At 70.6% G+C, this 12,558-nt stretch carries 13 protein-coding genes; 7 read left to right on the forward strand and 6 right to left on the reverse strand.

What is annotated here, in order from left to right; genetic code table 11:
• Window positions 1-20: 20 nt before the first annotated feature.
• Genes J0I43_RS15845 through J0I43_RS15855 form a run of 3 tightly spaced genes read right to left on the reverse strand, consistent with a single transcriptional unit; the run spans window position 21 to window position 3,860 of the window.
• Window positions 21-959, reverse strand: coding sequence for an NUDIX domain-containing protein (locus J0I43_RS15845; RefSeq protein ID WP_292866130.1), 939 nt, complete (start codon window positions 957-959; stop codon window positions 21-23).
• A complete protein-coding gene (locus J0I43_RS15850; RefSeq protein WP_292866133.1) occupies window positions 956-3,139 on the reverse strand; it encodes an RNA degradosome polyphosphate kinase in 2,184 nt (727 codons plus the stop codon). The genes J0I43_RS15845 and J0I43_RS15850 overlap by 4 nt, the downstream gene beginning before the upstream one ends.
• A 34-nt stretch (window positions 3,140-3,173) precedes the next feature.
• Window positions 3,174-3,860: a response regulator transcription factor gene (locus J0I43_RS15855; RefSeq protein WP_292866136.1), complete on the reverse strand. Its 687-nt coding sequence runs from the start codon at window positions 3,858-3,860 to the stop codon at window positions 3,174-3,176.
• Window positions 3,861-3,980: 120 nt separating this feature from the next.
• On the opposite strand from J0I43_RS15855, the gene J0I43_RS15860 reads away from it, so the two are divergent.
• The 4 genes from J0I43_RS15860 to J0I43_RS15875 all read left to right on the forward strand — a co-directional run bounded on the left by J0I43_RS15860 (window position 3,981) and on the right by J0I43_RS15875 (window position 7,234).
• On the forward strand, window positions 3,981-4,271 hold the full coding sequence (locus J0I43_RS15860) for a hypothetical protein (RefSeq protein WP_292866138.1): 291 nt from the start codon (window positions 3,981-3,983) through the stop codon (window positions 4,269-4,271).
• A gap of 127 nt (window positions 4,272-4,398) precedes the next feature.
• The gene (locus J0I43_RS15865; RefSeq protein WP_292866140.1) at window positions 4,399-5,010 is read left to right on the forward strand and encodes an FABP family protein; all 612 of its coding nucleotides are present in this window, start codon (window positions 4,399-4,401) and stop codon (window positions 5,008-5,010) included.
• Window positions 5,011-5,020: 10 nt separating this feature from the next.
• A complete protein-coding gene (locus J0I43_RS15870; RefSeq protein WP_292866143.1) occupies window positions 5,021-6,103 on the forward strand; it encodes a glycine cleavage T C-terminal barrel domain-containing protein in 1,083 nt (360 codons plus the stop codon).
• Window positions 6,104-6,211: 108 nt separating this feature from the next.
• Window positions 6,212-7,234 (forward strand): aromatic acid exporter family protein, encoded by a 1,023-nt coding sequence (locus J0I43_RS15875; protein WP_292866146.1) that lies wholly within the window; start codon window positions 6,212-6,214, stop codon window positions 7,232-7,234.
• Window positions 7,235-7,295: 61 nt separating this feature from the next.
• On the opposite strand, the gene J0I43_RS15880 is transcribed toward J0I43_RS15875, so the two are convergent.
• Window positions 7,296-8,171: a class I SAM-dependent methyltransferase gene (locus J0I43_RS15880; RefSeq protein WP_292866149.1), complete on the reverse strand. Its 876-nt coding sequence runs from the start codon at window positions 8,169-8,171 to the stop codon at window positions 7,296-7,298.
• Window positions 8,172-8,211: 40 nt separating this feature from the next.
• On the opposite strand from J0I43_RS15880, the gene J0I43_RS15885 reads away from it, so the two are divergent.
• Complete coding sequence (locus J0I43_RS15885) at window positions 8,212-8,961, forward strand: phosphoglyceromutase (protein ID WP_292866152.1); 750 nt, start codon at window positions 8,212-8,214, stop codon at window positions 8,959-8,961.
• 68 nt (window positions 8,962-9,029) lie between these two features.
• On the opposite strand, the gene phoU is transcribed toward J0I43_RS15885, so the two are convergent.
• Complete coding sequence (gene phoU / locus J0I43_RS15890) at window positions 9,030-9,749, reverse strand: phosphate signaling complex protein PhoU (RefSeq protein ID WP_292866155.1); 720 nt, start codon at window positions 9,747-9,749, stop codon at window positions 9,030-9,032.
• A gap of 194 nt (window positions 9,750-9,943) precedes the next feature.
• On the opposite strand from phoU, the gene J0I43_RS15895 reads away from it, so the two are divergent.
• Together J0I43_RS15895 and J0I43_RS15900 are read left to right on the forward strand one after the other, a co-directional pair.
• Entirely contained in the window at window positions 9,944-11,197 is a 1,254-nt protein-coding gene (locus tag J0I43_RS15895) for an ATP-binding protein (protein WP_292866158.1), read from the forward strand.
• Entirely contained in the window at window positions 11,194-11,877 is a 684-nt protein-coding gene (locus J0I43_RS15900; protein WP_292866162.1) for a response regulator transcription factor, read from the forward strand. The genes J0I43_RS15895 and J0I43_RS15900 overlap by 4 nt, the downstream gene beginning before the upstream one ends.
• 24 nt (window positions 11,878-11,901) lie before the next feature.
• Here J0I43_RS15900 and J0I43_RS15905 read toward each other — a convergent pair whose 3' ends face one another.
• On the reverse strand, window positions 11,902-12,369 hold the full coding sequence (locus tag J0I43_RS15905) for a DNA modification methylase (protein ID WP_292866165.1): 468 nt from the start codon (window positions 12,367-12,369) through the stop codon (window positions 11,902-11,904).
• Window positions 12,370-12,558: the final 189 nt, after the last annotated feature.

Below are 12,558 nucleotides of genomic sequence, written 5' to 3' on the forward strand. Positions count from 1 at the left end.
CAACCCGGAGGCCGTCCACGTCAGGGCTTGGGTTCGTGGGTCTCGATGCAGACGATGCCCGATCCGGGGTGCTCGCGGGAGAGGTGCACGACGGAGAACGACCCGGGTTCGAGCGCCGATGCGCTGCCCAGGTACGAGCCGCGCAATGTCCCGGTGGCGAGGGCGAGCTCCGCGAGGATGCCGGGCAGCACGGGCCCGTGACTGCACAGGACGGCGCTCTTGCGTGAGCGCACGCGCTTGCCGATGACGGCGCGCAGATCCGACGTGCCGTCCTCCCAGGCATCCTGGCTGATGAGCGGCGTCCGCTCGATCGTGCGCCCGAGCGCCGCCGCGAGCGGCGTCACGGTCGCGACGCAGCGCACGGCATCGCTCGAGATGACCCGTCGCACGCCGAACGCGCGCAGCGGGCCCACGAGCGCGTGGGCCTGGCGCGTGCCGCGCCCCGTCAGCGGGCGGGCGGCATCCGCGCCGTCCCACTCCTCGCGCGGCAATGCCTTGGCGTGGCGGAGCACGATGATCGGGAATGTCGAGAGGATGCCGTCGTCGACGTACCGCAAGAACTGGTCGAGGATCTCGACGTCGACGGGGTAGGAGAGGTAGCTGCGCGCCTTGCGGGGCGAGACCCATTCGATCGCGGCGATCTCCTTGTTGGGGACGAACGCCGACGCGCGGATCGCCTTCTCGGTCGCCTCCGCGGCCCAGTAGTGCACGATCTTCTGGCGGCCTTTGGCCATGCGGTAGCGCGAGACGCCGACGGGGATGCCGAGGTGCACCGCGATCCCGGTCTCCTCGAAGATCTCCCGCACCGCCGTCTCGGCGAGCGTCTCGCCCGGGTCGACCTTGCCCTTGGGGAGCGTGACGTCGGCGTACGCGGTGCGGTGGATCACGAGGATGCGGAGCTTCCCCTCGACGACGCGCCAGACGACCCCGCCCGCGGCGAAGACGGCGGTCTCGGTCATCGCACCGCCCGCGCCCGCCGCCGGCGCTGGATCTGCGTCATCGTGCGCTCCTGCAGGTCGACGAGCGGCGTGCCCGTCTCGGAGACGTGGTGGCGCACCCAGTCGCCCGCGGGCTCCAGATGCCACGAACTCGTCTCGTCGCTCATCGCGACGTCGAAGAGGTCGACGAGCTCCTTGACATGGGCGGGCGCCACGACGCGCACGAGCGCCTCGACACGGCGGTCGAGGTTCCGGTGCATCATGTCGGCGCTGCCGATGTAGACCTGGGGATCGCCGTCGTTCGCGAACGCGAAGATGCGGGAGTGCTCGAGGTAGCGCCCGAGGATCGAGCGCACGGTGATGTTGTCGCCGACGCCGTCGAGGCCCACCTTCAGCGAGCAGATGCCGCGCACCCAGACGTCGACGCGCACACCGGCTGCGCTCGCTCGGTAGAGCGCGTCGATGATCTGCTCGTCGACCATGGAGTTGACCTTGATGCGGATGTGCGCCGGCTTCCCGTCGAGCGCGTTGCGGCACTCCTTGTCGATGAGTCGGAGCAGGCCCTTGCGCAGGTGCAGCGGCGCCACCAGGAGGCGCTTGAACTTCTTCTCGATCGCGTAGCCGCTCAGCTCGTTGAACAGGCGCGTGAGGTCGCGACCGACCTGCTCGTCGGCCGTGAACAGGCCGAAGTCCTCGTACAGGCGACTGGTCTTCGGGTTGTAGTTGCCGGTGCCGATGTGGCTGTAGCTGCGCAGCATCCCGTCTTCCTCACGGATGACGTGGAGGAGCTTGCAATGGGTCTTGAGGCCGACGAGACCGTAGACGACGTGCACGCCGGCCTTCTCGAGCTTGCGTGCCCAGACGATGTTGGCGGCTTCGTCGAAGCGGGCTTTGACCTCGACGAGCGCGAGTACCTGCTTCCCGCGCTCGGCGGCGTCGATGAGCGCCTGCACGATGGGGCTGTCGCCCGACGTGCGGTAGAGCGTCTGCTTGATGGCGAGCACGTGCGGATCACGCGCGGCCTGCTCGAGGAAGGCGACGACGCTCGTCGTGAACGACTCGTACGGGTGGTGCACGAGCACGTCGCTCTTGCGGATCGCGCTGAAGAAGTCCGCGCGGCCGTTCTGCTCGGCGGGTTGGAAGGCGGCGGCCGTCACGGGGACGTGGGCGGGGTAGTGCAGCTCCGGCCGATCGATGCGGGACAGGTCGAACAGCCCGCGCAGGTCCAGCGGGCCGGGGAGGCGGTAGACCTCCTGCTCGGTGACCTCGAGCTCGTTGATGAGGAGGTCGAGGGTCACGTCGTCCATCTCCTCGGTCACCTCGAGACGGATGGGCGGACCGAACCGGCGGCGCAGGAGCTCGGCTTCGAGTGCCTGGATGAGGTTCTCGGTCTCGTCCTCCTCGATCGCGACATCCTCGTTGCGGGTGAGGCGGAACGTGTGGTGCTCGAGGATCTCCATGCCCGGGAAGAGGTCGCCCAGGTGGTTGGCGATGAGCTGCTCGAGCGGCAGATACCGTGAGCGGCCGGATGCCCCGGATGCGTTCGACCGCGGGACTTCGACGAACCGCGGCAGCATCGGCGGCACCTTCAGGCGGGCGAACTCCTGCCGGCCGGTCTTGGCGTTGCGGATGCGGATCGCGAGGTTGAGGGAGAGGCCCGAGATGTACGGGAACGGGTGCGCAGGGTCCACCGCGAGCGGCATGAGCACGGGGAACACCTGCGCCTGGAAGTAGTCGTACAGATTCTGCCGGTCGTCGTCGCCGAGCTCGTCCCAGCGGACGACCTCGATCCCGGCATCCGCCAGCGCCGGCTGCACGAGATCGGCCCACGCTCGGGCGTGGCGCAGCTGCAGCGCGTGCGCATCCTCGGAGATGTCGGCGAGCACGTCCTGGGGTGCGCGCCCGACGTTCGTGGGAACGGCGAGGCCCGTGACGATGCGGCGCTTCAGTCCCGCGACACGCACCATGAAGAACTCGTCGAGGTTGGAGGCGAAGATCGCGAGGAAGTTGGCCCGCTCGAGCACCGGCAGCGACGGGTCTTCCGCCAGCTCGAGCACACGCTGGTTGAAGGCGAGCCAGCTGAGCTCGCGGTCCATGTAGCGGTTGTCGGGAAGTTGCGCGTCGTCGACTTCGACGGTCTCGTCGAAGTCATCGTCGTCTGCCTCGCCCAGACCGTAGTCCAGAACCTCGGTGTCAATCATGCCCTCATCATTGCAGGGACCGGTGACCGGCGCGTTAACGAGCGGAGGTGGCCGCCTGCTCGTCCTCGTAGACGTTGAAGCGGTACCCGACATTGCGCACCGTGCCGATCAGCTGTTCGAGGTCGCCGAGCTTGGCGCGCAGGCGCCGCACGTGCACGTCGACCGTGCGCGTGCCGCCGAAGTAGTCGTAGCCCCACACCTCACTGAGGAGCTGTTCCCTCGTGAACACCCGCGAGGGGTGCGTCGCGAAGAAGTGCAGCAGCTGGAACTCCTTGTAGGTGAGGTCGAGTGGCTTCCCGTGCACCTTCGCCGAGTAGGAGGACTCGTCGATCGTGATGCCCGAGGTCTGGATGCGGCTCGTCGTCTGCTCGGCGCTCTGTCGCCCGACCGCCAGCCGGACGCGCGCGTCGACCTCGGCGGGGCCTGCGGTGTGGAGGATGACGTCGTCGATGCCCCAGTCGGTGGAGACCGCGGTGAGCCCGCCCTCCGTGACGATGAGGACCAGGGGAGCGTCGAGACCCGTCGTGTTGAGGATCTTGCAGAGGGACTTCGCGCCCACGAGGTCGGTCCGCGCGTCGACGAAGATGACGTCGGCGTTCGGTGCGTTGACGAGCTGCGCCGGCTCGGCGGGGATCTGCCGCACGCGGTGGCTGAGCAGTTCGAGGGCGGGCAGGGCGGGGCCACCGCCGAGGGCGGAGCTCAAGACGAGGAGCTGAGCCATGAAGTCCCTTCCCGGCGATCTCGTCGCCAGTGCCTACATCTTAGGGCGCGATGCGCGAGTGTTCGGGCGCGGGGTGCGGCGAGGGACGCGCGAAGGGGCGGTGTCCGTCATGATGGGGGGATGACGGTTCCCGGACTTGCACCGCGCGGCGGCTTCGGCGGCATCCTCGCCGTGTGGGCGGCGGCCGCGGTGGTCGCGATCGTGATCGGGCTCGCGGCACCCAGCGAATGGCGCGCCGCGTGGATGGCGGTCGGCCTCGCCGGATGCCTCGTGCTCTCCTTCGTCGTCCAGCTCGTCGTCGGGCACGCCGAAGGGTTCCTGCGTCGCATCGCGGCGAGTGTGATCGGAGCTTTCGTCGTGATGGGACTCATCGGCGTCGGACTGGGGCTCGCGAGCCTGTTCGCCGGGTAGAGTGGTCCCATGGACCTCGTCGCACTCGAACTCTTCTTCGTGGGGCTCCTCGCACTCGCGTCGCTCGCGATCGTCTTCGTGTCGGGCGTCGTGATCAAGAACCTCTATCGCGGCCAGCGCTGAGCACGTGTTCGATCTTCCGACCGATCTGCCGGCGGACATCGTTCCGCTCTCCTGGCTGCTCGGCGTCTGGGAGGGGACGGGGGTCATCGATCATGAGGCATCCGGCACCCGTTTCTCCGGAGAGTTCGCCCATCGCGTGAGCTTCAGCCACGACGGGGGTGACTACGTCAACTACGCCGCGAGTGCGTGGCTTCTGGGCGACGACGAGGACGCGCCCCGCACCCCCCTCGTCGCCGAATCCGGCTACTGGCGGCTGGCGCGGCCGGCGGAGGACACGGATCCCGGCCCCGCCCTCCTGCCGGCATCCGCGGCGCGCGAGAGCGCGCGCACCGCCGACGACGTCGAGGCGTTGCGGAACGCCGACGGCGGGTTCGACCTCGAGGTCGCGATCGTGCATTCGGACGGGATCAGCGAGCTGTACCTCGGTCAGGTGCGCGGGCCGCGCATCGACCTCGCGACCGACGCGATCGTGCGCCCTGCCAGCGCGAAGCCGTACGCCTCGGCGACCCGCATGTACGGGTACGTCGACGGACATCTGCTCTGGGCGTGGGACATCGCCGCCCTCGGCGGGGCGCTCTCGTCGCACGCGTCCGCGCGCCTGGCGCGGGCGGAATGAGCGCACGGCGATGACGGATCCGTTCGCCGCCGTGCCCGGCGCCGTGTTCGACGGCGACCTCCTCAGCCACCTCGGCTCACCCGCGCGCGAGCAGCGTGAGCTCGCGGCCGGGCGGGCGCTCGCGCCGCTCGCATCGCGCGCCGTCGTGACGGTCACGGGCCCCGACCGCCTCAGCTGGCTCGACTCGATCACCTCGCAGGCGCTCGCCGGCCTCGCGCCGGGCGAGAGCACCGAGCTGCTCGTCCTCGACCCGCAGGGTCATGTCGAGCATGCCGCCGCGGTCGTCGACGACGGCGAGCGGACCTGGCTCATCGTCGACCGCTCCCGTGCCGGAGACCTCGCGACGTGGCTCACGCGCATGCGCTTCCGGCTGCGCGTCGAGGTGCAGGATGCCGCGGACACCCATCGGGTCGTCGGAGGGACCCGCGACGCCGTCACGCCGCTCCGGGCCGCCGCCGTCTGGCACGACCCCTGGCCCCGCGTGACCGCCGGCGGGTGGGGCTATGCCGCGACCGACCCGCACCCCGGCGCCGAGCGCGACTGGGCGGAGGCGATCGTCGACGTCGCGGAGTACGCGCGGATCGCGGCGGCGGGTGTGGACGGCAGCGCGCCGTCGATCGCGGGGGAGCTCGCCGCGGAGGCGCTGCGGGTCGCGGCTTGGCGCCCGCGCTCGTCTCGCGAGGCCGACGGGCGCGCGCTGCCGCACGAGGCCGACTGGCTGCGGACGGCGGTGCACCTGGACAAGGGATGTTACCGCGGTCAGGAGACCGTCGCGAAGGTACACAATCTCGGGCATCCTCCGCGCCGCCTCGTCTTCCTGCATCTCGACGGCAGCGACGCCGTGCTGCCCGGTCCAGGCTCCGAAGTGCTCCAGAACGGTGATGTGGTGGGCGCCGTGACCTCCGTCGCGCGCCACCACGACGAAGGACCCATCGCGCTCGCCTACGTCAAGCGCACGACGCCGATCGACGCGGACCTCGTCGTACGTGCAGAAGACGGTGATGTCGCCGCCGCGCAGGAGCCGATCGTGCCGCCCGACGCGGGGCGCACCGCCGCAGTGCCGCGCCTGCCGCGGCTCTCGCGCCGCCGCTGACGGGCCGGCGTGAACGTGTCGGAACGACCGTCGGAGCCCCCCGCAGATACCCGCGCGGTGCCGACGGGGTGGCGCCGGAGGATATCCCCGCGGCGCGGACTCGACCGCGTGCGCGACTCGCTCGGTGCGATCGCGCAGATCGTCATCGCGGCGACGGCGGCGTTCGCGTTCGCGCACTACGTGCTCGGTCACCCCGCCCCGCTGCTCGCCGCAACCGTCACGATCTCGAGTCTCGGGCTCGTCCGCGACGCACGCCCGCGTCGCGTCGCGGAGACCGTCGTGGGTATGGTCCTCGGCATCCTCATCGCGGAGCTCATCGTGCTCGTCGCGGGGATCGGCTGGTGGCAGCTCGGCCTGACGCTCGCGGCGAGTCTGCTGGTGGCGCGGTTCCTCTCCGCGCAGCCCGCGTTCGCCGTCGCGGCGGCGATCCAGGCGGCGATCGTCATGGTGATCCCCGCGAGCGTCCCGTTCCTGCGCCTGGCGGACGGGGTCGTCGGCGGCGTCGCGGCGCTGCTCGTGACGGCGCTCGTGCCGCGGAGCCCGCTCCGCGCGGTCGCCGCAGAGGGCGCCGAGGTGTTCGCCGCCTTCGACGGCGCGGTCACGACGCTCGTGCAGGGGCTTCGGCGGGGTGACCGCATGCGGGCCGAACGCGGGCTGGAGAAGGCGCGGGCGCTCCAGGACCCGATCGACCAGTGGCGCACCGCGATCGACTCGGGCGCGGCCGTCGCGCGGCTCTCTCCGTTCCTGCGCCGCCAGCGAACCGAGTTCGAACGACAGGAGCGCATCCGCACCCAGCTGGACCTTGCGAGCCGCAACCTGCGGGTGATCGCCAGGCGCGTGGTGTACCTGTGCGACGACGGCGTCGCGCGGCCGGTCGCCGCCGACCTGCTGGCGGAGCTCGGCGCGGGCGCCCGGCGCGTCGCCGACGCGATCGGCGACATCTCCTATGAGCCGGTCGCGCGCGAGGCGGTCCGCGCCGTCGCGTCCCGGCTCGATCCGGCGGCGCTCGCCGCCGGATCGTCGAGCGTCGATCAGAACCTCATCGGCGCGCTGCGCCCGCTCGCGGTCGACCTGATGTCGGCGGCGGGCATGCCCGCCGCCGACGCGCGCGCCGCCCTGCCCCGTACCTGAACGCCGCGCTGCGCCCTTCTCACCGAGCCAGTCTCACCGGGGCGTTCTCACCGCGCCGTTCTCACCGGGTCGGGAGAGCGGGGGCGACCGTCGCCCAGGGGACGGTCACCTCGCCGAGGCGCCAGCGGGAGCGGCCCTGGACGGGCCAGTCCGACGCGGCGAGGGCGTCGAGCGCCGTGCGCCAGCGGTGCACGGGGCCGAACGGGGCGGATGCCGCGGCCCGCACCCACTCGGCATCCAGCGCGGCGAGGAACGCGTGCACCGGCTCGCCCGGCACATTGCGGTGGATGAGCGCCTTGGGCAGCCGCTCGGCGGCGATCCCGGGGGACTCGAGCTCCGCGAGCCGCAGCGACAGCGTGAGCGAGCGCGGCGCGGCATCCGCCCCCACCTCGATCCACGTGCACACGCGGCCCAGCTCGTCGCACGTCCCTTCGACGAGGATGCCGCTGGGCTGCAGCCGCGCGCACATGAGCGCCCAGGCGCCCGCGACGTCGCTCTCGTCGTACTGCCGCAGGACGTTGAAGGCGCGGATGATCGCCGGTCGTCGCGCAGCGAACGCCTCGGGCATCGGCACTTCGAAACCGCCGCGCGCGAACGCGACCCGGGCGTCCGGCCGGAACGGCGTCCGCCCCGCGCGCACGTCGCCCAGCTGCGCGTTCGCGCGGGCGACGCGAGCCGGGTCGATCTCGAGGCCGACGACCTCGACGCCCTGTCGCGCGGCGCGCAGCCGCGCCTCGAGCTCGAACGCCGTCACGCCGCTCGCACCGTAGCCGAGATCGACGACGAGGGGATCCGCCGCGCGCCGGAGGACCGGATGCCGTGCGATCCAGCGGTCCACGCGGCGCAGCCGGTTCGTGTTCGTCGTGCCGCGAGTGATCTGGCCGACGATCTCGCGCCGCGGGACCCCGCGCCCGGCGCGGTGTTTCTCCGGCGTCATCCCTCCATGATGCCAGCGGGCGATCGGTAGGATGACGAGCATGACCGCTCCCTACACGCTGATCCTCCTCCGCCACGGGCAGAGTGAGTGGAACAAGACCAACCAGTTCACGGGCTGGGTCGACGTCCGCCTCACCGAACAGGGCCGCACCGAGGCCGCGCGGGGCGGCGAGCTGCTCAAGGAGTCCGGCATCCTGCCCGACGTCCTGCACACCTCGGTCCTCAGCCGCGCGATCCAGACGGCGAACATCGCGCTCGACAGCGCGGACCGGCTGTGGATCCCGGTGAAGCGCACGTGGCGCCTCAACGAGCGCCACTACGGCGCCCTGCAGGGCAAGGACAAGGCGCAGACCCTCGAAGAGTTCGGCAACGAGCAGTTCATGCTGTGGCGCCGCTCGTTCGACGTGCCGCCCCCGCCGCTCGCGGACGACGACCAGTACAGCCAGGTGAACGACCCGCGCTACGTCGGGATCGACGGCGAGGTGCCGCGCACCGAGTCGCTGGCGATCGTCATCGACCGGATGCTGCCGTACTGGGAGTCGGACATCAAGCCCGACCTGGCGGCCGGGAAGACGGTGCTCGTCACCGCGCACGGCAACTCGCTGCGCGGCCTCGTGAAGCACCTCGACAAGATCTCCGATGCCGACATCGCCGAGCTCAACATCCCCACCGGCATCCCGCTCGTCTACCGCCTCGACGAGAACTTCGAGCCGATCGGCGCTGGCGAGTACCTGGACCCCGAGGCCGCCGCCGCGGGCGCTGCCGCCGTCGCCAACCAGGGCAAGAAGTAGTCTCCGAGACAGAACGACGGAGGGGGATGCCGCTCGGCATCCCCCTCCGTCGTTCTCGGCGGTGTCGCTCAGACCTGGGGGGCGCCGCCTGCGGCGATGTTCTCGGCGCCCTGCTCCGCCGCGATGACGGCGATCGTGTCGGTGTCGGGCTTCCAGTCACCCGTCGCGAGGTACGCCATCTTCTTCGCGACCGACAGAGCGTGGTCGGCGAAACGCTCGTGGTAGCGGCTGGCGAGGGTCGCATCGACGGTTGCGCCGGCCTCGCCCTGCCAGTTCTCTCCGAGCACCTTCTCGAAGACCGAGAGGTGCAGGTCGTCGATGCGGTCATCGAGCGTGCGGAGCGTCTCGACGAGCGTGAGCTCCCCGGTCCGGAGGAGTTCGGTGAGCGTGCGCGCGACCTCGACATCGAGGTCGCCCATCTTCGTGAAGGTGCTCTTCAGGCCCTTCGGGATCGCGCGTTCGGGGAAGCGCATGCGCGTCAGCTGCGCGATGTGCTCGGCGATGTCGCCCATCCGCTCGAGGGAGGCGCTGACGCGCAGGGCCGCCACCACGATCCGCAGGTCGCGGGCGACGGGCTGCTGGCGCGCGAGGATCTCGATGGCCAGCTCGTCCAGCGCCGTGGCGCGATGGTCGATGACCGAATCGGACTCGATGACCTCTTCGGCCAGCGCGACATCGCTCGTCCCGAAGGCTCGTGTCGCCTTCTCGATCGCGACGGTCACGAGCTCACTGATCTGGACCAGACGGTCCTGGACCTCTTCCAGGGACTGGTGGAACAACTCGCGCATGTGGGGACCTCTCCTCGGGCGAATCGGGGCGGCGTAGGGCCGGATGGCCGCGGCATCGGCTGTCGCACGACCGGGGCCGATCTTTCCGCCCGAAGGTTAACGGACGGTGCTGTGGCGGTGAACAGTGCAGCGACGACTCTTCGGCATGGGACGACCTGCGCGTTTTGCGTCGACGCCCACCATACGCTGGGATCATGAACTCGACGACCCTCGTGATCGTCACCCTGACCCTCGGTGTGCTCATCGGCGGAGGCGTCGCGACTCTCGTGCTCGTCGCGCTGCGTGTGCGCGACCGGGCTCGGATGGCCGCGTCGCTCGAGCTTCCCGACGGCACGCGTGCGGTTCTGCTCGGCATGGACGAGGTGGCTGTCGTCGTCGACGGCTCGCTGCGCGTCGTCGCCGTCTCGCCGCCCGCAGCGCTGTTCGGCATGCACGAAGATTCCTTCCTCCCCGACGGACTGCGTGGGCTCGTGCGCGAGACACGCCGCTCCGAGCATCCCGAGACCGCGACGATGCGGCTGAACCGCGGAGTGGAGCTGCGTCTCGTCTCCGCGCGGGCGAGTGCCATCACGCCCAGGCTCACCCTCATCGTCGTGCGCGACATCACAGAGCACGAGCGCGTCGAGGAGATGCGGCGTGATTTCGTGTCCAATACGAGTCACGAGCTGAAGACACCGGTCGGCGCGATCACGCTCCTCGCCGAAGCGGTCGAGTCGGCCGCCGACGACCCCGATCAGGTGCGCAACTTCGCGCGCCGCTTGAGCGCCGAGGCCGCTCGGCTCGGTCAGCTGACGTCCCGCATCATGAATCTCTCGCGCCTCCAGTCTGCCGATGACCTCACGGAACTCCGCGACGTGTCGGTCGACGAGGTCGTCGCCGCCGCGATCGAATCGCAGTCGATCGCCGCGGATGCCGCGGGCATCACGATCGTGCGGGGCGGCGCGCGGCGCGCGTACGTGCGCGGCGACGTCCAGGTGCTGACCGAGGCGATCGGGAACCTGGTCGCGAACGCCGTCGCGTACTCGTCGCGCGGTGGACAGGTGGGCGTCGGGGTGCGCGCGGACGAGTCGCTCGTCGAGATCGCCGTCACCGATCGCGGCATCGGCATCCCCGAGGGCGAGCAGCAGCGCGTCTTCGAGCGGTTCTACCGCGCCGACCAGGCGCGGTCACGTCGCACGGGTGGCACGGGACTCGGCCTCTCGATCGTCAAGCACGCCGTGCAGCGGCACGGCGGCGAGGTCGAGCTGTGGTCGCGTCCGGGTCGTGGATCGACGTTCACGGTGCGGCTGCCCGCCGTCGAGGGGCCGCCGGAGGAGAAGACTCCGAAACGGCGCGGCAAGAAGGCGCGGGGGCCCAAGAAGACGAAGACCGTCGAGAGCACGAAAACCGGCGGCACGAAGATCAAGGATTCCCGGGACATCGCCCGGGCGAAGGGAGACCAGTCATGACCCGCGTTCTGATCGTCGAGGATGAGCCCGATCTCGCCGACCCGCTTGCCTACCTGCTGCGCAGGGAGGGCTTCGACGTCGAGATCGCCGAGGACGGGCCCACGGCCGTGGAGGCCTTCGCCGCGCGCGGTGCGGACATCGTGCTGCTCGACCTCATGCTCCCGGGCATGCCGGGGACCGAGGTCTGCCGCATCATCCGGACGACCTCGAAGACGCCGATCATCATGCTGACGGCGAAGGACTCGGAGGTCGACATCGTCGTGGGTCTCGAGCTGGGTGCCGACGACTACGTCACGAAGCCCTACTCGTCGCGCGAGCTCCTCGCGCGGATGCGTGCCGTGCTGCGTCGTTCGGCGGCGGCCGACGTCGAGCTCGACGAGCGCATCGTCGAGGGGGGTCGCGTGATGATCGACATCGATCGACACACCGTGGCCGTGGACGGCGAGGTGATCCCGATGCCGCTCAAGGAGTTCGAGCTGCTGGAGGTCCTCATGCGCAACGCGGGCCGTGTGCTCACGCGCGGTCAGCTGATCGATCGTGTCTGGGGGAGCGACTACTTCGGCGACACGAAGACGCTCGACGTGCACATCAAGCGCATCCGCTCGCGCATCGAGGCGAACCCGTCGGACCCGGTCATGCTGCTGACCGTGCGGGGGCTGGGGTACCGATTCGAGGCGTGACGCGGCATCCCGCCGATCGAGAGGTCAGCTCGCCGGAACGAATTCCTTGAGGTACGGGAGCGTGCCGTCGAGCACGGGCACCGAGTAGACGACGGTGTCGCCGTCGCCCGAGCGGAAGGTGACGTCGACGTTCGTGCCGAGAGCCGCGTCGAGGCCTTCGAACAGCAGCGGCTTCGCGCCGTCGAAGCCGAGGCTCACCGTCGCGCGCGCGGGCACGCGGACGGTCTTCTCGACGCCGCCCGCGGTGACCCCCAGCGTCGCAGCGGTGTCGGTGTCGTTGACGATCGCGGCGAGGAAGTTGGCGTTCTCGCCCGACTCGTCCGCGACGAACAGCGCGTTGCGCACCTTCAGCGGACCGGAGTCGGGGATGTTCACGCCATCGGCGGCCGAGTAGGCGATGGTCGTCGCCTGCGGCGAGACCATGCTGCAGCCCGTCATGCCCACGAGGAGGGCGACGGCGAGGGCGGCGGGCGCGAGACGGCGCGTGTTCACGGATCCTCCAGATGGCGGGACGAGGCGGCATCCGTTCGGCGAGCGGACGCCCTCCCATTCTAGGGTGCGGGCGTGCGTCCCCCCGTGCGCGTGAAGGACCATGCGCGTGAAGGCCCGTGCGCGTGAAGCTCCGTGCGCGTGAGGGCCACCGGCGCACCGGAGGGGTCAACCGGCGAACCTTAGCGTATG

Origin of the sequence: Microbacterium sp. (assembly GCF_017305435.1) — a bacterium.
GTDB lineage: Bacteria > Actinomycetota > Actinomycetes > Actinomycetales > Microbacteriaceae > Microbacterium.